The sequence below is a fragment of the Paenibacillus illinoisensis NBRC 15959 genome, from assembly GCF_004000925.1.
GTDB classification, from domain to species: Bacteria; Bacillota; Bacilli; order Paenibacillales; family Paenibacillaceae; genus Paenibacillus; species Paenibacillus illinoisensis.
On the sequence record NZ_BIME01000002.1, the window covers coordinates 733688 to 756872 of the forward strand.

Genomic DNA, 23185 nt, shown 5'->3' on the forward strand with positions numbered 1-23185 from the left:
TTCTTGTCCCTTGCTGAGGACAAGAACATTGTACCATTGTCGAAAAGGACAGTGCGCAGGTTTTCGGGCCATGGTAACGCTGAAAAGGTACATAGGCTATCGCGTTTTGAGTGGTGCATCCTCGTCACATCCCACGGAGGGAAGAGGGCTTCGTGAATGGAGGAGACTCTCCGAGGCTGGGAAAGAAAAGTGTCAGGAGTGTCGCAGCTGGAAGCGAACGTGCTTTTGAAGGCACTTTCGCTTCTTTCGCTATTCTTGGTCTATGATGTTTCCCAGCGCCGTTGGAAGAAAGGGTCATTGAGTTCCTTCAGTGTTCGAAAGTTGTCATCGACCTGAATGAGGATTGCCGTCGAAAGTGCTTTTGCACGGTGAAGTATGTCCAATCTTATTGGGTTTTGATGATTCTCACTTATATCCCCTCGAATGAAAAGACCTGCAATAACCTTAAGACAACAGATGGTCGTGTTGTTGTGGCGAGAAACTGGAGCGAACCTGACATCCTTCCCGCAACAGCTCCGCCATGGCTCAACTTTTGTCGTGTCAAGGGAAGATGAGTTGCACGGGAATGACGGCATTCTTAGGAGAATAAATATCTTCCATTTGTTCACGTAACAGCTTTACGGCTGTTCGTGCCATTTCCTGTTCATCCTGCTGCACATAAGCTACGCCTGAAATATGTGGATTATCGAAAGATAGTAAATCGATATTGGAGTGATCGTTCAGACGATCGATCGCGGCAGATGTAAGGCGTGCGGTTTCTTCAGTCAAGGAGAAGGCTGCCGAAATTCCACTGTGGTTCTGTAAGAAGTCGCTTACATAGTCCAATGCTTGATCGCTGCGTAGAATGTCGAGAGGGATGTGACACCACAAGCTCTTGTCAATCGAGATGCCTTGATCTGTGTACGCCTGCTCGAAGCCAAGCGTGCGATCCTCGATGGCTGTATTGGCATTTTCAGGTGAGATGAGCGCAATCTGTTGATGACTCTTGGATAGCAAATGGGAGACAGCCTTGTACGCACCGCCGTAATTGTCGGATGTAATGGTGTACGTCTCAATGTTGCGCAGATAGCGGTCGATGAACACGCACGGGAATTTATCGAGCGACAGACGCAGTAATGATTCGTTGTACTTCTCATCTTCTGTCGGAAAAACGATCAGCCCCTTCACACCGAGCTCCGTTAGTGTACGAATGACGTTTGTTTCAATAGTGGAGGACTCGCGCGTGATGCTTAGTATCATGCTGAGGCCGGCTTCTTGCAGGAATTGTTCCGTGTAGTCAACGAGCTTCTGAATGACACGGGTCCTCATCGTCGGAATGATAAAGCCGATGAGCGGCATGGAGGACGCACTCCTTGGGGATGGCGGAGAATTGATACTGGAAATAACAAGACTAGAAGAGACGAATGAGCCTTTGCCTTGTACGCGTTTAATTAATCCTTCGTCAGCTAGTAGGGTTAGGGCGTTCCTGACGGTTATTTTACTTACTCTGAATTCATCCATTAGTTCTTGCTCAGAAGGAATGCGGTCGGTTGGCCGAAGCTGCCCTGATTTAATTTTCTGAAGAATATCTTCTCGAATTTGTTTGTAGAGCGCCAGCTTTTTCAAAAAGTTGCATCTCCCCATAAACTTTATGATTTTATAATCAATTGGTTATATAAAGCATATTTCATCTATATTATAATACGGCATGTAAAGCGCTTACAATATGGAATCTGAGAATTTGTTGCGAAGGGGTCTTATCTTTGAACGGTTAGATTTGATGTTAAGGATGGTGGTGCCAAGGTAGATTGAACCCGCTTAAATTAACAGAACTAACTAGTCAGCCGACTTTTCAAATGCATAACCAAAAAAGAGAGGATGACGAACAAATGAAAAAACGCAGTACGTTAATCTCCTTCGTTACAGTCCTTATTATGTCACTTGTTTTTACAGCATGTGGTACTCCTTCTGATTCAAAAACGGAAACACAGCAATTAGGCGCTAATGCTGGTGAGAATGCAACAGAATTGTCATTTTGGACATTCGTAGATTTGCACGGCAAGCATTTAGATAAAATGCTGGGATTATGGAACCAACAGAACCCAGACAAACAGATTAAGTTGAATGTAACGGTTATGCCTTACGATGATATGCACAACAAGCTCTTATTGGCAGTTACAAGCGGAAAAGGTGCTCCTGATATCGCGGATATCGAGCTTGGTCAATTCCCTAAATTCTTGGAAGGTGACAACGTTCCACTGGAATCTTTGAATGATGTATTTGCACCATACAAAGACGTTGTTGTTCCTTCACGTGTCGAGATTTACTCCAAAGCCGACCAGGTTTATGGCTTTGATTATCACGTAGGTGCTACGCTTGCTTTCTACAACACTGAAATTCTCGAACAAGCAGGTGTAGACTACAAGACAATCAAAACTTGGGAAGATTACAAACAAGCAGGCATCAAGGTTTATGAAAAGACTGGCAAGTACTTAGGTACTGCTGATACATCAGCTACGTGGCAAGCATCGCTGCTGCTAGCTCAGCAAAACGCAGATTTTACAGATGAAAATGGTAATCCAAAAGTGAACTCGCCTGAAATGATTAAAGCGTATGAAATGTTAGTCGATCTGCAGAAGAACAATGTTATTCATACGATCCCTGGCGGACAACCCGACACAGAAGAAGCAAAAGGCGAATACAACAAAGGCAACTACGCAAGCGCATTGATGCCTGAGTGGTACATGTCCCGCTTTGTAAACGAAATGAAGGACCTTAAAGGGAAGTATGCAATTGCTCCATTGCCTGTATTTGAAGAAGGTAATCCTCGTTCCGTTGGCTTAGGCGGTACTGGCACAGTTGTTACTAAGAATGGTAAAGACGTTCAGTTGGCCAAAGAATTTGTAGCCTTTGCCAAGCTTTCGAAAGAAGCTACGACTGAAATCTGGAATACACTTGGTTTTGACCCAATCAACATGGAAGTATGGAAAGATGATGCAGTAACGAAAAACCCTGATAATGAATACGTCCAATACTTCAAAACAAATGCATTTGATACTTTGAATGAAATCAAGGACGAAATTAGAGCAATCAAGTCCGTTAAAGCTTCACCGACCATCGGCAATATATTCAATACGGTTACCTTGAATGCTATCTTTGAAGATGGCCAAGACGTGAAGGAAGCGCTGGATGAAGCACAAGAAGCAATTGAACAAGAATTGAAATAAATTCAATAAGTAAATGATTTGATTAAACCTGTCGGCAGGTATAGTAGTCGGCAGGTTTAACCATAGTCAAGGGAGATTGAGAATATGATAAAGAAATTTGTATACTCTCAAAAGGTTGCACCTTATGTTTTTGTATTGCCATTTATACTCATATTTTTGTTATTCTGGTTCTATCCGCTTGTAAATTCATTCGTAATGAGCTTTCAAGATAAGATGTTGGGACAGGATCCTAAATGGGTTGGTGAAGCGAATTATTCGAAATTACTTACAGATAAAGTGTTTTTGACGGCTATTAAAAATAGCGTTGTGTACATGTTAGGAACCTTAGTGCTATTAATTCCCTTTCCCATGTTATTCGCCGTTATGATCAACAGTAAGTTAATGCTGGGAAGAGAGTTTTTTAAATCTTCGTTCTTTCTCCCTGCATTGACATCTGTCGCAGTTGCGGGTACCATTTTCCGCCTTACATTTGGTGAAATGGAAGGTTCATTAATGAACAGTTTCCTAGGTCTATTTGGTGTAGAGCCTATTAAATTCCTGAAAGACGGAGAATGGAGTATGGCAGCACTGTTAATCCTCGCATGTTGGAGATGGACAGGTGTTAATATGCTTTACTATCTATCCGGTTTGAAAAGCATTGACAATGAATATTATGAGGCTGCTTCAATTGACGGGGCATCGGCTTGGCAGAAGTTTAGAACGATTACAATGCCATTATTGAAGCCGACCACGGTATATGTTACGACAATTAGTGTTTATGCAGGTTTAGCTATGTTTACCGAGAGCCTGATGATGTTTAACGGTAACAATTCACCCAAAAATATTGGCTTAACCATTGTTGGATTTCTGTATAGACAAGGGATTGAGAAGAATAAGCTGGGTTACGCAGCTGCAGTTGGTATCATTCTGTTAGTCATTGCTATGGTTATCAATTTAACGCAGTTGAAATTAAGTGGAATGTTCAAAAAGGAGGAGGATTAAAGTGGGCAAAAGTCAGACGAGGGATAATTTTATTTCCAGAATAGTTATTATTTGTTTGTTTATTATACTATTCGTTATCATTATGATTCCATTCTATGCAGTGACCCTGTCTTCCTTTAAACCAGGTGAATCATTAATTAGATATGGTCTTAACCTAAGTTTGGATTTTAGTATTATGAGTTTTGACAATTTCATTTATCTGTTTACTGGAGAACATGATTATTTTGTTTGGTTTTGGAACAGTATGACTTTAACCATCGTTCAAGTGGTTTTAACACTTTTTGTAAGCGCATTTGTTGGATATGGTTTCGCAGCATATGATTTTAAAGGGAAGAACTTCCTCTTTATATGTGTTTTGCTCATTATGATGGTGCCTTTCGAAATACTGCTGGTTCCTTTGTACAGCCTAATTAATGATTTGGGAATGGTGAATAGCTATTCGGCAATTATTCTGCCAGGTGTGGCCAATGCTGCGACAATATTTTTCTTCAGGCAATATCTAAGAAGCATACCCAAAGAGATTATTCAATCTGGGCGGGTTGATGGCGCAAACGAGTATGCAATTTATTTCAGGCTCATTATGCCAATTATGAAGCCATCCTTTGCAGCAATGGCCATTCTTAATGGTATGAATAGCTGGAATAATCTGTTGTGGCCATTCATGGTATTAGGAGATCAGAGTAAATATACACTTCCAATCGGTTTGAAAACGTTGTTAACTCCTTATGGCAATAACTATGACCTATTGATCGTAGGCTCCTTCTTCTCCATCATTCCAATTTTCATACTGTTTATTGCTTTCCAGAAATATTTTATAGACGGTATGACTGCAGGTGCTGTTAAAGGGTAGCAAATATTATGATGAAGCAGGTGATAAGATGAAAATGCAACAAAGAGCATTGCACGACATTCAACCATTAATTGAGCAGAGAGCAGATCCTTTTATGTACCGACATTCGGACGGTTATTATTACTTCGTAGCATCCGTTCCGGAGTATGATCGGATTGAAATCCGTAGAACTGAGAACCTTGAGGGCCTTGTGACATCAACTCCTGTGGTGATCTGGAGAAAACGCGAGACGGGTATCCTTAGTGCCAACATTTGGGCGCCTGAACTGCATTTTATTGATGACAAATGGTACGTGTATTTCGCTGCCGCACACACGACGGATACGAATGAAGGCTTGTTCGACCATCGGATGTATGTGCTAGAGAATGACAATGCCAATCCGCTCGAAGGCAGTTGGACGGAAAGAGGACAGGTTCGTACCGCGTGGGAAAGCTTCGCCCTCGATGGCACTACCTTTGAGCATAATGGCAGCCGTTATTACGTATGGGCACAAAAGGATCCGAATATCGAAGGTAACTCTAATCTGTATATATCTAAAATGAGCAATCCGTGGACGCTGACTGGGCCGCAAACGATGATTTCGATGCCGGAATTTGACTGGGAGATCATTGGTTATAAAGTGAACGAAGGCGCAGCATTTCTTCGCAAGGGTAATCGGGTATTCCTTTCTTATTCGGCTAGCGCCACTGATTTCAATTATTGCATGGGCCTGCTTGAAGCCGATGCGGATGCTGATTTGCTCGATGCCACCTCATGGCGCAAGTCGCAAGCAGCGGTTTTCTCGACAGATGAGAGTATCTCGATGTATGGTCCTGGTCATAATTCCTTCACGGTGTCAGAGGCCGACGAAAAGACGCTATTTGTGTTTCACGCAAGAACCTACAAGAACATTATAGGAGATCCGCTGTACGATCCGAATCGCCATACATTTGTGACGGAGCTTTTGTGGACGGCTGACGGCAGACCCGATTTCCGCGGTTCGGTCGCAGCACTTGCACGTTCTGTACAGTGAACGAGTGTCCCAACAAGGTTGGTTGATGGATTTGAGTTCGTTTATCCAACTTGCCAAAGAGAGACAGTAAGAACATCGAAGGCACCCATTTGGGTGCCTTTAATTTCGCTCTACAGATAAGCCCAAGGAATCAGCGTTGGCGACCCTGTTGCATTTGCCGATGTAGGCGGCTTCTGTTTTACTGCAAGGCTCGAATGCCCACTATTTAACAAAAGATAGTTATGCGGTTAAGGAGAGTACTGTAATTCTAGTTATCTAGGGACAAGATTTTGTACCGATTGCCAGAATGGTCGATTTAACAAATTCTTTATTAATCCTAACTTTCATTTATGCTCTTGATATTTTTAATTGTTGCAAAGTGCATTGCTTCATGGTAAATCAGAAAACCCAGTAATTCTTCTACATTTGTAAAGATAAGTCCTGTAGAAGACTTGTAATGAGGATTGATTTCTTCTTTCAATTTGCTTGAAAGTATCGATTCAACCCTTTCAATTTGTTCAGTTAACAAGGCGATTATTTGAGACATCGTTGGAGGCTCTATATTCCAGTCAGACGGTTGCGTTCCTGGATCAAACAACTTGCTAAAATTAGCAGGATAATTGGTTTCTTCCCCCGTAAGTTGGAAAGCGAACTTCTCATGTATAACATACATGTGGCCTAGATTCCATTTTATATTGTTTTTCAAACCTGGTGGAATGATTTCCGAGGCGGAGTCATTTATATTCCTCACATTTTCAACTGCTTGACGGCGAACAAATCCCAATTGATCTGCCACAAAATTGCTCATGATTTTGCCCCCCATACAGTCTCTATTGAAATCGTTAAGAAAAAATCACTTGTTTTTTGGTGAAGAAATTCCGCTAGTTTTACTAAAAAACACTTTTGCGTCAGTGACCAGAGTTGCTTTTAGAAACATAACTTGAGACTCGTTGTGATAGATTTGCCAACGCACGTTCAAAATAGGATTCATCATGAAGTGCTCTACTTAGAATTAATGCCCCTTGGATACTAGCAATTGTTTCCTCTGAAATTTGGTCAGCCGTCTCTTTAGAGATACCTGTTTGAACTAGTGCCGCGCTTAAGGCTTCAATCCATCGTATAAAATATTGCTGAATTACAGCAGCGAATCGATCTCTTGTTTCGTCCAATGCGAATGCACCAATAAGACATATACGCTGACCAGATTGAAAATAAGTATCGACCTCTTGCCACATATGATCAATGGCTGCTTGGGGTTCATTCTGTTCGAGCGGTTCAAAAATGTTCTTGATAAACCATTGATCAATATGAGCAAGAATTTCAGCAGCCATCTCATCTTTTCCACCCGGAAAGAAATAATATAAGCTTCCTTTAGATAGACGCGTCCGGGCTGTAATTTTACTCAAAGATGCCCCCTCATAACCTAATTCACGAAATACCTCAGTAATAAGAGGGATGACATCGGATTTTTCAAAAACGGTACGAGTCATAGGTTTAACTCACTTAGGCTTGGGTGTTCAGCTGGGCGCGTGCCCAGAGGCCAATGAAATTTTCGTTCCTCTTCCTTAATCGGCATGTCATTAATCGAAGCAAATCTACGCTTCATCAAGCCGTCGTCAGCGAATTCCCAATTCTCGTTTCCATACGATCTGAACCAATTTCCACTATCATCATGCCATTCATATGCGAATCGAACGGCAATAAGGTTATCTGTAAATGACCAAAGCTCCTTGATCAGGCGGTAGTCCAGTTCTTTGGCCCATTTTCTAGTTAGTAAAGAGACAATTTCTTGGCGGCCTGTTATAAATTCGCTCCGATTTCTCCAATAACAATCCTCAGTATACACAAGTGAGACGCGCTGAGGGTCTCGGCTATTCCAGCTGTCTTCGGCCATACGAGTTTTTTGGATTGCTGTCTCACGAGTGAATGGGGGAGTTAAATTATTCATTAAGTTTTCCTCACTTTCTATACCGTTTGTGTTAGTATAAACCGATCGGTTTATAAATGCAAGTTTACATCCCAAATTCAATACCAATTTCGAATCAGATAGGTTTAGCTGATAAACATAAAGTCTTGAGATTGACTATTCAATTGAATTACATAGTCGAACTGAATAGAGGGGAGCGGATATGAAGCATAAATTTTTACCTTTGTCGAAACCATGCATTACATTCTATTAGTATTCTTGGCTGATAGGCCTGCATCGGATTAACGACTTCAAACAATTAATGATGATCTTCGAGAAAACGAGTAACAGGAAGATGGTAATGTCCTGTTGATTCCAAAATGATCATAGGTTGGTGATCCGTTTGCTCCTCATTAAGCTTTAAGAACGTATGGAAAGCTTTATGGTCCTTCACGAGTGCGAAGGACCATAAAGCTCTTTCCGTAAGGCTTACCTTTGTCTAGAAAGCATAAGGAGTCGTCATATGGGCGGCTTTTTTCTTCATCGTGCATTAATCCGGTGATTTATAAGATCCTGCGCGATCAATCATTACCTTCCAATCCTCTGCTTCATAAGGCATGCTGTCCTCATTCTCCGGTACGCCAAGCTGAACCTCAAGAATTACCATCCTGGTTTCGGCCAGAATAGAAAAGAGGCTATTCAAGGTAATCGCAAACTGATTGCCTGTGGTCACCTGCCTGATCTGCCCGTTAATAAGCACCTGCCCACTGCCTGAAATGACAGTCCATGCTCGGCACCCTAATCGATGCTGGCGTAATCCGATATGTTTGCCAGGCAAAAGCGTCATATTTAATGTGGTTACGGTTGTATTTTCGTCTTCTACCGATCTCTCCATGACGCGATAGCTGCCCCAAGTTGCCTCGACGTACATCGGTTGCAGTGGAATACTGCCCAATTGCTCTTTAATTTCATTTGAATCTTTTTTGTTGGCTATGAGAATTCCGTCCGGACTTGCGACAGTGATAATACCTGGGACTCCGATGACGTGGATCGGGTAGGGGAGCTCGTTAACGATGTAGGAATCCGGGGAGGATTCGGATATTTTGCCATGTCCCAATACATTGGAATCCAACTGATCACAAAGAGCATCCCAGCTCCCGATATCCTGCCATACACCCTCATATGGCAGTACAACAGCCCGTTGCGATTGTTCAGCAACTTGTTTGTCAAAACTGCGTTCAGGCAACTGTTCATACAGGGCTAACAATTGATCGTAATGAACCGGAAGGCCATTTTTTTCAATATGGGACAACATAAACGCAAGAGAGAAGGCATACACCCCGCAGTTCCACAATGCGCCATGCTGTAGCAGGGTTTCAGCGACATCCAATTCAGGTTTCTCTATGAATTGTGTAACCGGTGCATAACCATTAGGTTCTTTTTTTCCTGGCAGGATGTATCCATATTGTTCTGAAGCGTATGTGGGCCTTGTCCCAATTAAAATGATATCGGCATGAGTCTGTTTCAATATATCCGGAAGTAATTTGAAGCTCCTGAAAAAGTCCTCATCTGCGAACACATCCGCTGGGGCGATACAAATCATATCGTCAGGTTCAGCCGCTCCGGAGGATTTCAGATACAAGGTCGCCAAGGCAGCTGCGGTAAAAGTCCCTCGCTTAAAAGGTTCTCCAATGACGGGTATCTTGCCTTTGGTATGACGGGCTGTAATGTCGGTCTGGTCCTGATGTGAAATGATGAGCGTTTGGTCCAGTAGGCCTGAGCTGTCAAGCTGGCGGCATACTCTGCTGATCATGGATTCTCTTCCGCCTGCAGGTGACGGAAGTATATCCACGAACAGCTTGGAGCGAAGCTCATTGGACAGCGGCCAAAGCCTTTTGCCTGCGCCGCCACATAGCAGTACGATATGCATTGGCTTCCTCCTAAGCTCGGGGAGTTTTGCTATAGATTTTACGTTTGTGAAAGGAAAGAGATCGGTATTTAAGCGCAAAATTGCGAATTTGTTGTTCTTTTAACGAAGAAGCGTTCATGTTCAGACTTTTATTCATGGAACTCTTTAGGGTCATGCTGGCCGGGTTGTTCGAATACATAAAATTGGCATAGGTTTCATACTCAGAGAACCCAAACTGCTTCTTCTTATTGATATTCGAGATAATCGCTTTGTACCATGGCAGCTGATGGATCGTTTCGATTTTCTTTTTCAAAGCAGCGAGTTTCGATTTTTCGAACAGCATATAATGGGTGACAAAAGAGCGTGGGCGCGGCGCTTTCATTTTTAACAGCTTGCGGTAGGTGTTGAAATATTCTGGCTGACTCCAGTCGCGACAGTAAAATACCGTCTTATTTTCAACAATAAATGAATGAGGTTTAATGAGCACCGTATCCGCATCCATCACCAGAAAGTGCTTCGCTCTCACAATGTGATCCCCGTTCATTTTAAGCAGTTGTTGATATAACCAGCCTGAGCGGTCCCAGCGGGATGATTGATAGTGTATATCGTTTTTGGTGATAGGCAGGACTGACCGCTCGTTAACAAAAATGCAGTTTTTGCGGGAACAAAGGTTTCTGATTTTGTTGCTGGTCGGGGAAACAATATAAATCTGTCCAATCGGGTGCCGCACATAACGGCGAATGCTATCGATAACCTGAGGAAGGGTGCTCAAATCTTTTTCAATCGCAGGTATAAGAACATCGATCATAGGCCCACGATTTAACTGTTTTCCATGCTGAACTGGCATCTTCTCAACTCCCTGGACAAATGGTTACATCTTGTTCATGATATGTGTGCAAAATTGGTTTGGTCAGGGCATGTGCGAATATACCATTTTTACGAACAAGGGCATTTGTTTAGGGTAGTTTTATCGGTATTACATATACTGCATGATCTTGATGAAACATCAGGGTTGGATTCATTTGTTGAAGGGAGAAGTGTTATATGGGGGTTGATAAATTGAAGCCGTTAAGAAGCAAATGGTTGAAAACAAAAGTGATCCTCAATAATGGTTCTATCAAACCATTTATACCTGATACGCAGCGATTTAACAAAGCCAGCCTGTGGTCCATGATCAGCAGATACGGTATGGTTTATATTAAACCCGAGATTGGCACTTACGGAATGGGTGTCATAAAGGCGGAGATGCTGAGTCATCAGTATTTCACCTATCAGATTGAACAAAAACGACTGTCGTTTGATAACTTTGACTCGTTCCATGCAAGTCTTGTACGTCTGGTGCATAAAAGAAGCTATCTCATTCAGAGAGGAATCGATCTGCTTAAGCACAACAAGAGGCGTTTTGATATCAGAGTCATGATACAGTTAAGTCCCGACAGTCAGTGGGAGGCAACGGGAATCATCGGCCGACTCGGTCATCCGAAAAAAATCGTGACCAATTATCACAGCGGTGGTAAACCAATGGATGTTCACAGACTGCTTGAATCTCATGCATCCCTGAAACGCAGAAATGAACTCATCCAGGAGATGAATGAGCTTGGATTACGTATTGCACGCCACATGAAGAAAAAATACCCGTACCTTAAGCAAATCGGCGTTGATGTTGGACTGGACCGGAGTTTGAAACCCTGGATTATTGAGGTGAACGTCAAACCGGACCCTTATATTTTCAACCAATTAAAGGACAAGACAATGTATCGAAGGGTGATAAAATATTTCCGCCATGCTGCTAAAAAAACAAAATAACGTTTCTCTTTTAATCATAACGATATCATCCCCCGCAGTCCGTTCTTATTCTGTAATCTATGCAGGGACCGAACTGTTCTTTTAGAGAGATACCCTTATTTGGCAGCCGTCTTGTCGTCATAGAATTTTGCGAAAAAAGTGAATCTATCTCGAAAATTACTCTTAGCAGAGATCCAGAAATGACAGCATGAAACTAAGCCCAGCTTTAGTGGTTTTTAAAAACGGTGCTTCTTAGGATGTATGAGAAATTAGAACATTAAGAGTGCTTAACACCCTTCCTCACCAGCCGTAAGAATAGTATAAAAGGCCGCATCAAAATTTTCATTACGCTGTGGTGCCCCGAGAGGGGCATGGACGGCTAACGGGTAGTTTGAAAAAAGAAGATCTGTTTTGAAATGTGTAAGTTATTTAATGGATATAATTTAGAAAAATTCATTGTCTGTTAATAAGATGTACATATGGGAGTACTACTTAAGATAAACAATCTTTTAGAAGATATAATTAACAGGCTAAAGATAAGCTTGAAAGAGGATACAAACGGAATAATAATTGGTGAGTTCAATGATGTGATCGCTAGTATTAAGTTCAATTCTCTTCATCTAACTCCGTACAAATCATTTCTAAAAAAACAGATGGTGCATAGTGTGGGGCGATTAATTTTTGGTCCTATGAGGAATTACCTGATAATCAATTTAGGGTGAGAGAATTCCCGGATTTTATTGTCGGAAGACAAGAACATAATCCCATTGAAGTCGTTAATTTAGCGGCTTTTTTTGCGTTACCGGTACAATTTCTTGTCCCAAGTCAAGGACAAGAGCCTGTACCGATTACCGATTACCGATTAGATGATTATCTAAATGAAAAGCGATGTAATTAAAGTCTCAATTAAGCTAACGGTCAGTTTAACGTAATTGGGTAGGTTAACAAATACATGGATTGCATTATCCATTCAGTTTCTGCTGTGATTGAACTGCCCGAGGTTTCAACACCGAAGTAAGAATTACAACACTGCTTACGATGCCAATCCAAGTGAGCGTTGATACGCTATTCCAGCTTAACCCTCTATCGAAGAAGAACAGTTCTCGAAGTCCCTCCACCATAAATCGCATAGGTAACCAAGAGTACACCCAATCATGATAGAACGTAGACATCATTTCAGGGGCGAGGGCGAGTAATGGCGCTCCAAAGAATAGAAGTAACGCAAAAATAGGGAGCCCCTTGAAGCCTAACCACGAAACCACAGCGGATATCATGAGGAAAAAACTAAAGAAGGTAATCGTTAAGAACAGTGCTGTATCTACGAATTTCGGAATATGAAGCCCTACCATACTTTCGGCTAACCACGTTAAACCGAACCCGACCACTACCGCAATAACAGCCCCCATAATAATCTGCATAAACTTTGCGGTGAACAGCTCCGATCGAGTTGTCGTCACCATCTTGTTAACAACCATAAAGAGTACCGCTGCACTTACAAGACATGCCATCCAGAGTGGCTGGAATAAGGAAGCAGGGGCGTTGCCGTTTGCGCTTTTCGTGCCGATTTCATTGACATTGGTAACCTTTTTTGCAATTGGTGTTGCCAAGCTGGAAGCTTGTTCTACGGTAAGTGTTGCTCCCTGCCTTTTGAATCCATCGAGAATTTGTGCACGAGCATTGATATTTATATTATCAACGACTCCATTTAAAATTTGTCCTGCCATGGTGGATGCTGCAGTATTCATACCTTGGTTGATAAAAATTTCAACTTCTGGAGAAGTAGGTGCTGGAGTACGCAATGAAGCCTGTTTCTCGCTAAAATCTTTAGGAATAACAAGTGCCGCGTAATACTCTTGATTATTTAAACCCTTCTGTACTTCTGCCGCACTTTTTACTTCCAACCATTCAACAACGTGCACTTCGTCTGAGGTCGGCTCTGATGTTTTTTGCATCGTCTCAACAATCGTTTGCCCCATATTCATTGTGGGCTGATTCGGAATTTCGACTCCTTGGTCTTCGTTTACAATGGCAATAGGCAAGTTTTTAGGCTCGACCTTAACCGAAGGGAAGAGGGTAAGTGAAAAAATAAAAATGACTAATAAAGCAATAATAGGTGACAACAAAGCGAGTTTATTTTTAAACATGTTCAAAGTAGACCATACCTTTCAAGTTGATTATTTCGTTTGAATTTCCGTGGATAAGCCTTTGATACCACTCATGACGAAACGTACAGCCTCTTCAATCTCATCATCGTGAATAGAGGACTTGTTTAACAGCACAAAGTTAGAAGCAAAGAAGCCGCCGATAAAAGTGGAAAGCATCATCAGAATTCGTTCCGTAGGCATGTCAATGAGCTCACCACGTTCTTTGAATGTCTCAATAACTTTTGCAAGGCGAGAAAAAATGACTTCTGAGAAATATGGGATAAGCTCATTTTTTAGTTCCTCTTTATAAATAATTTCTTTGACGAGTACCTGAAATATCTCTTTGTTTTGTGAAATGAACTCCGTTCGGTTTTTAAGAAAAGCAGATAAAAAATCCTCGAAACTCTCTGAGATATTCATGATTCGACTAAGCGTTGTGTCAGCCATGGAAGGGAAAAAATCTTTTAAGTAAGGGATAATAAGGGTCAGTAGTAAGTTTTCTTTTGTGCCGTATTGCTTAAAAATACTTGCTTCAGAAACCCCAGCCACTTTTGCGATTTCAGCAGTTGCAGTATTCGAATAACCTTTCTCAGCAAATAGTTGTATGGCCGTCTTGATAATCCGTTCCTGTTTCACACTTAGCTTTTGGGGCAACTGGATCTCACTGAATAGATTTTTTGGGGTCACTTTAGTTAACACCTCGTCTGTTTGGTATATTTTATAAGTGAGTAGTTACTCACTTAAAGGGTTATATCACGAATTTAAATTACATGTCAATAAAAAGTGAGTATCCACTCACTTTAAGATTGTAGATTTCTCATATTACGACAGCACCAGTTAAATCAATAATAAATTTTATGCCTTTAAAAAAATAAGCAAGATCTCTTATATTGTTAGCGTCCATTTCGGGATTATCTCCATCGGCTGGAGAAGAGATGGAAAAATCAATTAAGGAGACTTTCCTTAATTCTATCTCGCTTGGCTGTAGCTGTATTCAATCACGTTTCGGGAATTAAATGTAACAAGATACCATTTTGTTACATTAGAAACACCCCAGGTCTTAGAGACGAAAAGGGGTGTTTCTATTACTTTTCTAATATTAAAATTAGTATTTAATGTCCAGTTAGATTAATGTTTAACTGTTACCTTGATAAAGTAAAGATATAAGGGAAGGTTATTTCCATTTACCACCCTTGCGAAAACGAAATTATTCCGCGAAATTCCATTCTGAAAAGATATTCATCTTTTTATATAAATCTTCCTCATCCATAGAAATGTTGTTTTCAATCCACCAATTTAAAACGCCAAGAACTGCTCCGATGTAGGCCTCTATTTTAATTTGTATTTCTATGGAATTTACTTCTATTGAGCCATTCTCAGTCAAGTATCTTTTCATGCCTGCTCCCATAGCTTTTCGCAATAAATTCCTTAAGGAATCTCTTTCTTCAAATAGAAGTTGTGAAAATAATGTTTTATGTTTCTTTGCAATAGAAAGCAATTCTCGAAAATTATCAAACGGAGTAAGAGATACCTCGGTAAAATTCTTAAATTCTTCCTCAGCAATTTGACGTACGGCACTGGAAAGTAAATCGAATTTATCCTGGAAATGTGTATAGAACGTAGTTCGGTGCACCATCGCTAACTCACAAATTTGCTTTACTGTTATCTGTTCAAACGGGTGCTTTCCCATTAGTTCAAGTAGAGCATTGTATAAGAGCTTATGGGTTCTTCTGACTCTAAGGTCTTCGTTTGTTTTATTAACCATGACAGATTCCTCTCCGTGTATCGTTATTCGACATATCAGCGTTTTTATCGGTTGTTGAATTTGATTATACATCATATCATTTATTCTACAAACACATCTTAAATATACATGTGTACAGTTAAATAAGGAGTGATATAAATGGCTAACTTAAGTAAGGAACATCAACTCACTACTCTTGAACATCAATTACTAAACAATGCTACAGAGTTAGTTCCTTATCTTCAAAAGTTCGGAACGATTATTGATGAAGAAAGACATATTCCTGAAGAGGTTATTCAAAAAGTGTCTGAGTCTGGTTTGTTCAAACTTGGTACACCCAAAAAATACGGCGGACATGAGGTTAGTATCCGTGCCATGGTTGAGATTATTTCCGAGGTAGCCAAGGGGAACGGCTCTGTTGGCTGGGTCGTACAAATCATAAACGGAAATAACTATACTGCTTCATTATCTTTACCTTCCGAAGCATTAGATTCACTCTACAGTCAGAAAGAAGAGGTACGTTTTTGTTCCGTCTTAGCAGCGCGCAAAGCTGTAGTGAAAAAAGTAGACGGAGGGTATTTGGTAGAGGATGGATTTTGGGGATTCGGTTCAGGTTCTAAGCATGCAACCCACGCTTTGTTAAATTTGAATGACGGAAAGGCCATGCAAGAAAGCGGGAATATGAAAATGATGTTGGCTGTTGTTCCGATGAGTGAAGTTACAATTGTTGATGATTGGTATACGATGAGTTTAAAAGGGTCCGCAAGTAATAGTTTAGCGTTGAAGAATGTATTTATTCCAGATCAATATGTCGTCACCCAGGACACAGAACAGGTCACTTCCTTAACTGTTAAATTAGAAGGACGTGACAGATATAGACCATATGTGCAACTTATTACAAGTATTACAACCGGAATAAGCGCGATACTTGGACTTGCTAGAGGAGCAGTTGAGTATTTTGTTGAAAAAGCGCCTCATAAAGGAATAACAATGACTGTCCATACATCTCAAGCTGCTGTAGGCCATATTCAATATAAAGTAGGATTAGCTGCAATGAAAGTTGAGTCCGCTCACCTTCATATAAGTCGAGCAATTGATAATATGGAGGAGCACGTGCAAGATGCAGAAGTATTGAGTCTAAAAAAACTGGCTCAGCTACAAACGGATATGACTTATGCTGCGATGTTATGCTGGGAAGCTGTAGACCTGTTAATGGCAGAGAGCGGAGGTGGTGTTATTGCTGATTCCAATCGCTTATCTCAAATCTTCCGCGACATTAGAGGCGGCTCGAATCATGCACTGACTACGGCATCTACGGGACTTGAACTTTACGGAAGAGTTTTGCTGGGCTTACCACCACAGCATGGGATGACATTAGCTTATTTATCAACCCTAAAAACAACTAGTGGAGCTGAAGCAAACCATGTGTAAAATAGCAATCATTTCTGGAAGCCCCAACCGTAAATCCCGAGTAAACGGAGTCATAGAATATGCCAGGTTGAAATTGGAGCAAAAGGGCTGCGAAGTGGCGATCATTGATGTGTCATCGTTACCTCCAGTTGACTTGATGCACGCCAATTTCAACAGCAAGCCCATATTAAGCGCGCACACCAAAGTGGAAGAAGCATCAGGAATCATTATCGCTAGTCCGGTTTATAAAACAACCTATACTGGTGTCCTTAAAGCTTATATTGATTTATTACCACAAAAAGGCTTTAAAGAGAAAATCGTTGCTTCGTATTTTGTAGGAGGCACTATTTCGAATTTGCTTTCAATTGACTATACGTTGAAGCCCATATTAGCCTCGATGGGAGCAAAGTCTTTTGCAGAAAATGTATTTGCAATCGACAATCAAATCGAACGTACTGAAGATGAAGAACAAAACATACGTTTTCATTTAGCTAACGAAATTCAGCAACGACTTGATGCCTCAATCTTCGATCTGATCTCCTATACAAATTGAGTTTTGAAGTTAACTAAAGGGAAACGATAGTTCTATAAAACCAAGAAAGCAGCTGATCAACGTGGTCAGCTGCTTTTATTTAACTAACGGTCAGGTTAGTTCTATTATGGTACTATGTAGAGTTATACTATCGGTGAGAGCCTGAAGTATGGGAAGGTAGGTGGGTATGGAATACATCATACGCTTAGCAGAGAAAGAAGATATCAGAGTTTTACTTGATGTTAGAAATAACAAAGATTTATTTACAACGTATTTGAACCAACAAGAAAAAAAGGAAGTGTATCTCCTTGTTGCTGAAATGGATAGATCAACAATTTTGGGGTTCGGTCTTTTAAAACTTAATAGTAACTTATCGCCCAAATTGAGTGACTTATATGTAAATCAAAACTATCGTGGCAATGGTATTGGTTCGAGTTTAATTAGACATCGTGAAAAACTTGCGAGGAAACTCGGCTATTCTGAAATATTCGTTCGTGTTGACCCAATTGGGAATCCTAAAATGATGAAGCTTATAACCAAGCTTGGATATAAAAGAATTACTGAACCATACTCAAGAACAGCTTTATTCCACAATGAAGACGGGACAACATATGAGCAAACTTATACAAGGGTTGATTTAAAGAGGTTATTGAACTAACGGAAAACTGTCGAGGGACGAGAACATATTCCCATTGAAGTCGCTATTATAGCGGCTTTTTTGTTTTATCGGTACAAGTTCGTGTCCCGAGCCAAAGACAACAACTTGTACCGATTGTCAGAATGGACAAGAACATAAGTGGCTAGGAGAGCCTAACTTCGGCAAGCGCTTCCGTACGGAGCCATCTCATTGCGTTGGCCACGTAAGAATCCCGTTTGGACTGGGGTAAATCGCTTGATTTAAAGAATAAACAAAAGAAATAATGGCTGCACAAGAAGTTACCGAGCAGCAAAAGAAATAAACAAAAATTTAATAGCGATTGCTTCTGGGGATGGGAGAATAATCACTATGTATATTTGCGTATTTTTTTACTTTTTGTCCTCCACATGTGTACAAAGAATAAAAAAGATGCTACATTGAAATCAGTATAACCCCCTGTATAACAAGGTTTTTCGCAGAATAACATGTCTCCTGTATGAGGACAAATGTATATCAAGGAGGGAATCGAATGTCAAGTCAAGTATTGGACCAATTTTTAAGTTCGAACATCGAAGATCTAAAGAATAAAGGTCTATATAACTTCATCGATACACTGCAGGGTGCAAATGGTCCTGTTATTCGTATTGACGGAAAGTCCCTAATCAATTTGTCTTCTAATAACTATTTGGGCTTGGCAACAGATTACCGCCTGATTGATGCTTCAGTTAAGGCGGCGCAGGCATACGGGGCAGGGGCAGGGGCTGTGAGAACAATTAATGGTACGATGGATCTTCATATTGAGCTTGAAGAAAAACTGGCCCGTTTCAAAAAAACGGAAGCCGTTATCGTGTATCAATCGGGATTTAACTGTAATATGGCTGCTATATCCGCGGTAATGGACCAGCATGATGCGATTTTATCCGATGAGCTGAACCATGCTTCAATTATTGATGGCTGCCGCCTGTCGAGAGCCAAGGTGATTCGCTTTAAGCATTCGGATATGAATGATTTAAGACGGCTGGCGAAAGAGGCCAAGGAATCCGGTCAGTACCATAAAATTATGGTCATCACCGACGGGGTTTTCTCCATGGATGGTGATATAGCAAAGCTGCCCGAAATCGTGAAAATAGCAGAAGAATTCGATCTGATTACTTATGTGGACGATGCCCACGGTTCGGGCGTTCTCGGAGCAGGCGCAGGAACCGTGAAACATTTTGAATTGTCCGACCGCATTGACTTTCAAATTGGTACTCTTTCCAAGGCAATCGGTGTTGTCGGCGGTTACGTGGCGGGTAAAAAACAATTGATCGAATGGCTGAAACTGAGAAGCCGTCCGTTTCTGTTCTCGACATCGCTACCTCCGGCTGCAATCGCTTCCTGTAGCGCTTCTATCGACATTTTGATGAATGACAAAGAGCTGATCGATAAGCTGTGGGAGAATAGCAATCATTTGAAAGAACGCTTGAGCCGGCTTGGATATGATGTAGGCCAAAGTGAAACTCCAATCACACCTTGTATCATTGGCGATGAAGTAACCACCCAACAGTTCAGCAAACGGCTCTATGAAGAAGGCGTCTATGCCAAGGCAATCGTATTTCCTACGGTCCCGAAAGGAACTGGAAGAATACGCAACATGCCGACAGCTGCTCATACCAAGGAGATGCTCGACCAGGTGATCTCTGTTTATGAGAAAGTTGGCAAGGAAATGAAGCTGATTTAGCTGCATTTGCGGGAGTATATTTCGGGAGGAATGTCTTATGAACACGATCTTGGTGACTGGAGCACTGGGTCAAATCGGTTCTGAGTTAGTTGTTAAATTACGTGAGATTTATGGTGCGGATCATGTCGTTGCTACGGATCTCAGGTCATCAGCCCACGAAATTACCCGATCAGGACCATTCGAGCTGCTGGATGTGACAAATGATAAGGCAATGTTTGAAATCGCCAAGCGGTACGAAGTGGATACCATCATCCATTTGGCTGCGCTGCTGTCGGCTACTGCAGAGGAGAAACCCCTGCTTGCCTGGAATTTGAATATGGGCGGATTGATGAATGCACTTGAAATATCCAGAGAGCTCGGTTGCCAATTGTTCACTCCAAGCTCCATTGGATCTTTTGGCCCTACGACTCCGAAATACAATACCCCGCAGGATACGATCCAGAGGCCCAATACGATGTACGGTGTGAACAAAGTGTCCGGCGAACTGCTTTGTGATTATTATTTTCACAAGTACGGCCTGGATACTAGGGGGTTGCGATTCCCGGGCTTGATATCTTATATGACGCCTCCCGGCGGAGGAACGACGGATTACGCGGTGGAAATATATTACGCAGCCGTGACGGCTGGCCGGTATACATCTTATATCGCCAAAGACACAAACATGGACATGATGTATATGCCGGATGCCCTGAACGCTATCATCGATTTAATGGAAGCGGATTCATTCCGGTTGACGCATCGAAACTCATTTAATGTTACTGCAATGAGCGTGGATCCGGAGGCAATCGCTGCAGCGATTCGGGAAGAGTTACCCGGCTTTGTCCTCGATTATGAGGTTGATCCGAAAAGACAGGCGATTGCCGATAGCTGGCCGCATTCCATTGATGCGACGGCAGCGAAAACAGAATGGGGATTTCATGCCCGCTACGACTTGAAGGCCATGACGAAGGATATGCTTTCACAGCTAAGCGCGAGACCAATGCTTCGCAAAGCTTAAAGTTATTATAAATTCACTGTGCAAAGCGAGTAAAAATACAAAAGAATCTGCACCAAGAGGAGGTTTGGCGTTACCCGGATAAAATGAAGGGAAGAACAACGTCAATCGTCAATGGGGTACAAGAACATTGTTCCAATCAAAGTCGCTATTTTAGCGGCTTTTTTATTTTAAAGGTACAACTTCTTATCCCAAGCCAAGGACAAGAACTTGTACCGATTGCCGAAATGGACAAGAACATGTTCCTATTCCAGATTAGTCGTATATCTAATCGTTATTTGCCATAAATTCATTAAGCTAACGGGGAGGCTACAATCAGTTTCACATGTTCAAATCGTCATTTATATCATGCGTAGGGCCCACTTTTAAATGAGCAATCAATAGCACAACCCCAAGCAGCAAACACTTGCCGTGCGGATTCATCCGCCGGTACAAAGAATTCGATTCGTGGGTAAGCTTGATCGGTCACGGCAAGGTGCAGTTGGTTATACCGTATGGGTCTACGTTCTGCTGAGCCTGGCTGCCGCGCGAGGAAGTATTTCGCCGTCTTCAAATCCTGCTCAACCGTCCATGCCTCTCTATTCCAAAACTCGCGAAGCTCTGCATATTTCTCCATCAACCCATGAAAACGCGCATATTTAGGGTCAACAAATAGAGCCGGGTGGTGGCTCTTAAAAGTTTGAATGCCAACAATTCCATGGGACTCCCAGCGGGCCCGCGACTTCTCGTCAAAGGAAGAAGCCGCTCGAATAGGCATATCCTTATTGAAATGAAGATCAATCATATTAGGCGGGTTGGAGGCAAAAGAAAAATCGGACAGACCAAACATGTTACAGAAAGCCTCATTATATCCGACGATATCCAGCACATCGGTTACGATCATCCCCGGATAAGGCAACTGATGCATCATGGATCTGGTTTGGTCCAGAACCCGGTCCAATTGTCGGTCAGATAAGGGAAGGGGAATCGGCACATAACCTGCGGATAGAAGCAGATCATTTCGTTCTTCGCCTGTGCATTCCAAATAATTCGCGATGTCCATAAGGGTTTGACGATCAGGCAAGCGTCGAGAACGTCCCATCAGCAAGTTTTTGTATGTGCCGCAAGCCTCATCATTCAATTCCTGTTGGGTAAAACGCTTCATGTTCTGGATCCGGGAGACAATCTTACCCGGGTTCTGCTGCCGCTGTATCCGAAGCCGTTCAATCGTGTCTAGTACACGTTTTAATTCGGCAGCGCTTCTATCTTGATTTGATGTCGTCACGGTGTTCCTCCCATTCAAAAAACAGGTGTAGTTCTGCACTTGGGAAATGAAATTGCTGCAGATATACTACAAAGTATACCAACTCACCATACATTGAAAAGGGGGGATCATCATGATACGTGCGATTGTTGTCAACCCGCACAACAAAGATCCATTCACTATTCAGGAAGTCGAAACACCTCAAGCACAACCGTGGGAGACCATCGTGGAAGTTAAAGCCTTTTCGCTTAATCGCGGCGAAGTCGTCGATGCAATCCAGCGCCAGGAAACGAGCAGGCCCGGCTGGGATTTCTCTGGTATTGTACGGCAGCAGGCCTCAAATGGCGTTGGCCCCAAGAAAGGGAGCCGTGTGGTTGGTCTTTTGCTAACGGGAGCCTGGGCGGAGCAAATCGCGGTACCTGCCCTCACTCTGGCTGAAATTCCTGACGAGATCAACTTCGAACAAGCTGCTGCCTTGCCAGTTGCCGGCCTCTCGGCTCTATACGCCTTGCGTAAAGGAGGACTCTTGCTAGGCAAGCGAGTGTTAATTACAGGTTCAACCGGAGGGGTCGGTGCATTCGCTCATCAGTTGGCTGCCTTATCTGGCGCTTATTCAATCGGCGTTGCCCGTTCCGAGTCCAAGGCCAAGCAAGCTATGTCTTTTGGCGCAGATGAAGTCCTTGTCGGGGAAGACGTGACGAAAGCCATCGCTACGAATGGCCCCTATGATTTTATCCTCGATTCCGTTGGCGGAGATACGCTTGCCGCTCTTTTCCCGCAGTTGATCCCACAAGGCGTCTGCGTATCCCTGGGTCATTCTTCTTCAGATACCTCTTCTTTGCACATACTCGGTTTAGGCGGAAGGACGCTGTATAGCTTTTTTCTCGGTGAAGAAATGAACCGCCATGCGCCTTCGCAAGATCTTGCTATGCTCGCTCGGTTGGTTGAAGCAGGCAAATTGCAGACGGTTATCGCGGTGCAAGAATCCTGGGAGCAGATTGACGCCGTGGCACGTCAATTAATCAATCGCCGCTTTACAGGCAAAGCTGTGCTTACGATCTAAAATATGAACTTGGTATTAAACCTCTAACCAAGAAGAACTGGTACGTATTGTTGGAAAGGTCTTTAAGAAA

The 23185-nt window shown here is 42.2% G+C and carries 21 protein-coding genes; 11 read left to right on the plus strand and 10 right to left on the minus strand.

Annotation, left to right across the window (positions count from 1 at the left end):
* Positions 1-540 precede the first annotated feature (540 nt).
* A complete protein-coding gene (locus tag PIL01S_RS08565; protein WP_127537153.1) occupies positions 541-1605 on the minus strand; it encodes a GntR family transcriptional regulator in 1065 nt (354 codons plus the stop codon).
* 263 nt (positions 1606-1868) lie between these two features.
* Here PIL01S_RS08565 and PIL01S_RS08570 point away from each other — a divergent pair, with 263 nt between their 5' ends.
* The 4 genes from PIL01S_RS08570 (at position 1869) to PIL01S_RS08585 (ending at position 6049) form a co-directional block, all read left to right on the plus strand.
* Positions 1869-3206 carry an ABC transporter substrate-binding protein gene (locus PIL01S_RS08570; RefSeq protein ID WP_127537154.1) on the plus strand — a complete coding sequence of 446 codons (1338 nt, stop codon included), beginning with the start codon at positions 1869-1871 and terminating at the stop codon, positions 3204-3206.
* A gap of 84 nt (positions 3207-3290) precedes the next feature.
* Complete coding sequence (locus PIL01S_RS08575; RefSeq protein ID WP_127537155.1) at positions 3291-4187, plus strand: carbohydrate ABC transporter permease; 897 nt, start codon at positions 3291-3293, stop codon at positions 4185-4187.
* Positions 4188-4218: 31 nt separating this feature from the next.
* Entirely contained in the window at positions 4219-5037 is an 819-nt protein-coding gene (locus PIL01S_RS08580; protein ID WP_164764196.1) for a carbohydrate ABC transporter permease, read from the plus strand.
* 28 nt (positions 5038-5065) lie between these two features.
* Positions 5066-6049, plus strand: coding sequence for a glycoside hydrolase family 43 protein (locus PIL01S_RS08585; RefSeq protein WP_127537157.1), 984 nt, complete (start codon positions 5066-5068; stop codon positions 6047-6049).
* Positions 6050-6365: 316 nt separating this feature from the next.
* Here PIL01S_RS08585 and PIL01S_RS08590 read toward each other — a convergent pair whose 3' ends face one another.
* From PIL01S_RS08590 to PIL01S_RS08610, 5 genes are all read right to left on the minus strand, one after another.
* A complete protein-coding gene (locus PIL01S_RS08590) occupies positions 6366-6836 on the minus strand; it encodes a DinB family protein (protein ID WP_127537158.1) in 471 nt (156 codons plus the stop codon).
* A gap of 100 nt (positions 6837-6936) precedes the next feature.
* Positions 6937-7518, minus strand: coding sequence for a TetR/AcrR family transcriptional regulator (locus PIL01S_RS08595; protein ID WP_127537159.1), 582 nt, complete (start codon positions 7516-7518; stop codon positions 6937-6939).
* Positions 7515-7976, minus strand: coding sequence for a nuclear transport factor 2 family protein (locus PIL01S_RS08600; RefSeq protein WP_127537160.1), 462 nt, complete (start codon positions 7974-7976; stop codon positions 7515-7517). The genes PIL01S_RS08595 and PIL01S_RS08600 overlap by 4 nt, the downstream gene beginning before the upstream one ends.
* Positions 7977-8484: 508 nt before the next feature.
* Entirely contained in the window at positions 8485-9864 is a 1380-nt protein-coding gene (locus tag PIL01S_RS08605; protein WP_127537161.1) for a sugar phosphate nucleotidyltransferase, read from the minus strand.
* 10 nt (positions 9865-9874) lie between these two features.
* The gene (locus PIL01S_RS08610; RefSeq protein ID WP_127537162.1) at positions 9875-10690 is read right to left on the minus strand and encodes a DUF6492 family protein; all 816 of its coding nucleotides are present in this window, start codon (positions 10688-10690) and stop codon (positions 9875-9877) included.
* A 197-nt stretch (positions 10691-10887) separates the two neighbouring features.
* Here PIL01S_RS08610 and PIL01S_RS08615 point away from each other — a divergent pair, with 197 nt between their 5' ends.
* Positions 10888-11649 carry a YheC/YheD family protein gene (locus PIL01S_RS08615; RefSeq protein ID WP_127537163.1) on the plus strand — a complete coding sequence of 254 codons (762 nt, stop codon included), beginning with the start codon at positions 10888-10890 and terminating at the stop codon, positions 11647-11649.
* Positions 11650-12590: 941 nt separating this feature from the next.
* Here the strand turns inward: PIL01S_RS08615 and PIL01S_RS08620 are convergent.
* From PIL01S_RS08620 to PIL01S_RS08630, 3 genes are all read right to left on the minus strand, one after another.
* On the minus strand, positions 12591-13772 hold the full coding sequence (locus PIL01S_RS08620; RefSeq protein ID WP_127537223.1) for a YhgE/Pip domain-containing protein: 1182 nt from the start codon (positions 13770-13772) through the stop codon (positions 12591-12593).
* A gap of 30 nt (positions 13773-13802) precedes the next feature.
* Positions 13803-14459, minus strand: a complete 657-nt coding sequence (locus PIL01S_RS08625) for a TetR/AcrR family transcriptional regulator (RefSeq protein WP_127537164.1) — start codon at positions 14457-14459, stop codon at positions 13803-13805.
* 520 nt (positions 14460-14979) lie between these two features.
* Entirely contained in the window at positions 14980-15537 is a 558-nt protein-coding gene (locus PIL01S_RS08630) for a TetR/AcrR family transcriptional regulator (protein ID WP_127537165.1), read from the minus strand.
* Between the two features lie 138 nt (positions 15538-15675).
* On the opposite strand from PIL01S_RS08630, the gene PIL01S_RS08635 reads away from it, so the two are divergent.
* From PIL01S_RS08635 to PIL01S_RS08655, 5 genes are all read left to right on the plus strand, one after another.
* Positions 15676-16947 (plus strand): acyl-CoA dehydrogenase family protein, encoded by a 1272-nt coding sequence (locus PIL01S_RS08635; protein WP_127537166.1) that lies wholly within the window; start codon positions 15676-15678, stop codon positions 16945-16947.
* Complete coding sequence (gene ssuE / locus PIL01S_RS08640; RefSeq protein ID WP_127537167.1) at positions 16940-17479, plus strand: NADPH-dependent FMN reductase; 540 nt, start codon at positions 16940-16942, stop codon at positions 17477-17479. The genes PIL01S_RS08635 and ssuE overlap by 8 nt, the downstream gene beginning before the upstream one ends.
* 166 nt (positions 17480-17645) lie before the next feature.
* Positions 17646-18116 carry a GNAT family N-acetyltransferase gene (locus PIL01S_RS08645; RefSeq protein WP_127537168.1) on the plus strand — a complete coding sequence of 157 codons (471 nt, stop codon included), beginning with the start codon at positions 17646-17648 and terminating at the stop codon, positions 18114-18116.
* A 508-nt stretch (positions 18117-18624) separates the two neighbouring features.
* Positions 18625-19815, plus strand: coding sequence for a glycine C-acetyltransferase (locus PIL01S_RS08650; protein WP_127537169.1), 1191 nt, complete (start codon positions 18625-18627; stop codon positions 19813-19815).
* A gap of 37 nt (positions 19816-19852) precedes the next feature.
* Positions 19853-20812 carry an L-threonine 3-dehydrogenase gene (locus PIL01S_RS08655; protein ID WP_127537170.1) on the plus strand — a complete coding sequence of 320 codons (960 nt, stop codon included), beginning with the start codon at positions 19853-19855 and terminating at the stop codon, positions 20810-20812.
* Positions 20813-21155: 343 nt separating this feature from the next.
* Here the strand turns inward: PIL01S_RS08655 and PIL01S_RS08660 are convergent, their stop codons facing one another.
* A complete protein-coding gene (locus PIL01S_RS08660; protein WP_127537171.1) occupies positions 21156-22073 on the minus strand; it encodes an MmyB family transcriptional regulator in 918 nt (305 codons plus the stop codon).
* 112 nt (positions 22074-22185) lie between these two features.
* Between PIL01S_RS08660 and PIL01S_RS08665 the strand changes: the two genes are divergently transcribed.
* Positions 22186-23115, plus strand: coding sequence for a zinc-binding dehydrogenase (locus PIL01S_RS08665; RefSeq protein WP_127537172.1), 930 nt, complete (start codon positions 22186-22188; stop codon positions 23113-23115).
* The last annotated feature ends 70 nt before the right edge of the window (positions 23116-23185 follow it).

Excerpts from the sequence above, each read along its gene's own strand:
- PIL01S_RS08665 (WP_127537172.1), top strand. The coding sequence starts at position 22,186 with ATGATACGTGCGATTGTTGTCAACCCGCACAACAAAGATCCATTCACT.
- PIL01S_RS08610 (WP_127537162.1), bottom strand. The coding sequence starts at position 10,690 with ATGCCAGTTCAGCATGGAAAACAGTTAAATCGTGGGCCTATGATCGAT.
- PIL01S_RS08590 (WP_127537158.1), bottom strand. The coding sequence starts at position 6,836 with ATGAGCAATTTTGTGGCAGATCAATTGGGATTTGTTCGCCGTCAAGCA.
- PIL01S_RS08575 (WP_127537155.1), top strand. The coding sequence starts at position 3,291 with ATGATAAAGAAATTTGTATACTCTCAAAAGGTTGCACCTTATGTTTTT.
- PIL01S_RS08645 (WP_127537168.1), top strand. The coding sequence starts at position 17,646 with ATGGAATACATCATACGCTTAGCAGAGAAAGAAGATATCAGAGTTTTA.
- PIL01S_RS08600 (WP_127537160.1), bottom strand. The coding sequence starts at position 7,976 with ATGAATAATTTAACTCCCCCATTCACTCGTGAGACAGCAATCCAAAAA.
- PIL01S_RS08655 (WP_127537170.1), top strand. The coding sequence starts at position 19,853 with ATGAACACGATCTTGGTGACTGGAGCACTGGGTCAAATCGGTTCTGAG.
- PIL01S_RS08620 (WP_127537223.1), bottom strand. The coding sequence starts at position 13,772 with ATGTTTAAAAATAAACTCGCTTTGTTGTCACCTATTATTGCTTTATTA.
- PIL01S_RS08630 (WP_127537165.1), bottom strand. The coding sequence starts at position 15,537 with ATGGTTAATAAAACAAACGAAGACCTTAGAGTCAGAAGAACCCATAAG.
- PIL01S_RS08650 (WP_127537169.1), top strand. The coding sequence starts at position 18,625 with ATGTCAAGTCAAGTATTGGACCAATTTTTAAGTTCGAACATCGAAGAT.
- PIL01S_RS08595 (WP_127537159.1), bottom strand. The coding sequence starts at position 7,518 with ATGACTCGTACCGTTTTTGAAAAATCCGATGTCATCCCTCTTATTACT.
- PIL01S_RS08585 (WP_127537157.1), top strand. The coding sequence starts at position 5,066 with ATGAAAATGCAACAAAGAGCATTGCACGACATTCAACCATTAATTGAG.
- PIL01S_RS08635 (WP_127537166.1), top strand. The coding sequence starts at position 15,676 with ATGGCTAACTTAAGTAAGGAACATCAACTCACTACTCTTGAACATCAA.
- PIL01S_RS08615 (WP_127537163.1), top strand. The coding sequence starts at position 10,888 with ATGGGGGTTGATAAATTGAAGCCGTTAAGAAGCAAATGGTTGAAAACA.
- ssuE (WP_127537167.1), top strand. The coding sequence starts at position 16,940 with ATGTGTAAAATAGCAATCATTTCTGGAAGCCCCAACCGTAAATCCCGA.
- PIL01S_RS08570 (WP_127537154.1), top strand. The coding sequence starts at position 1,869 with ATGAAAAAACGCAGTACGTTAATCTCCTTCGTTACAGTCCTTATTATG.
- PIL01S_RS08605 (WP_127537161.1), bottom strand. The coding sequence starts at position 9,864 with ATGCATATCGTACTGCTATGTGGCGGCGCAGGCAAAAGGCTTTGGCCG.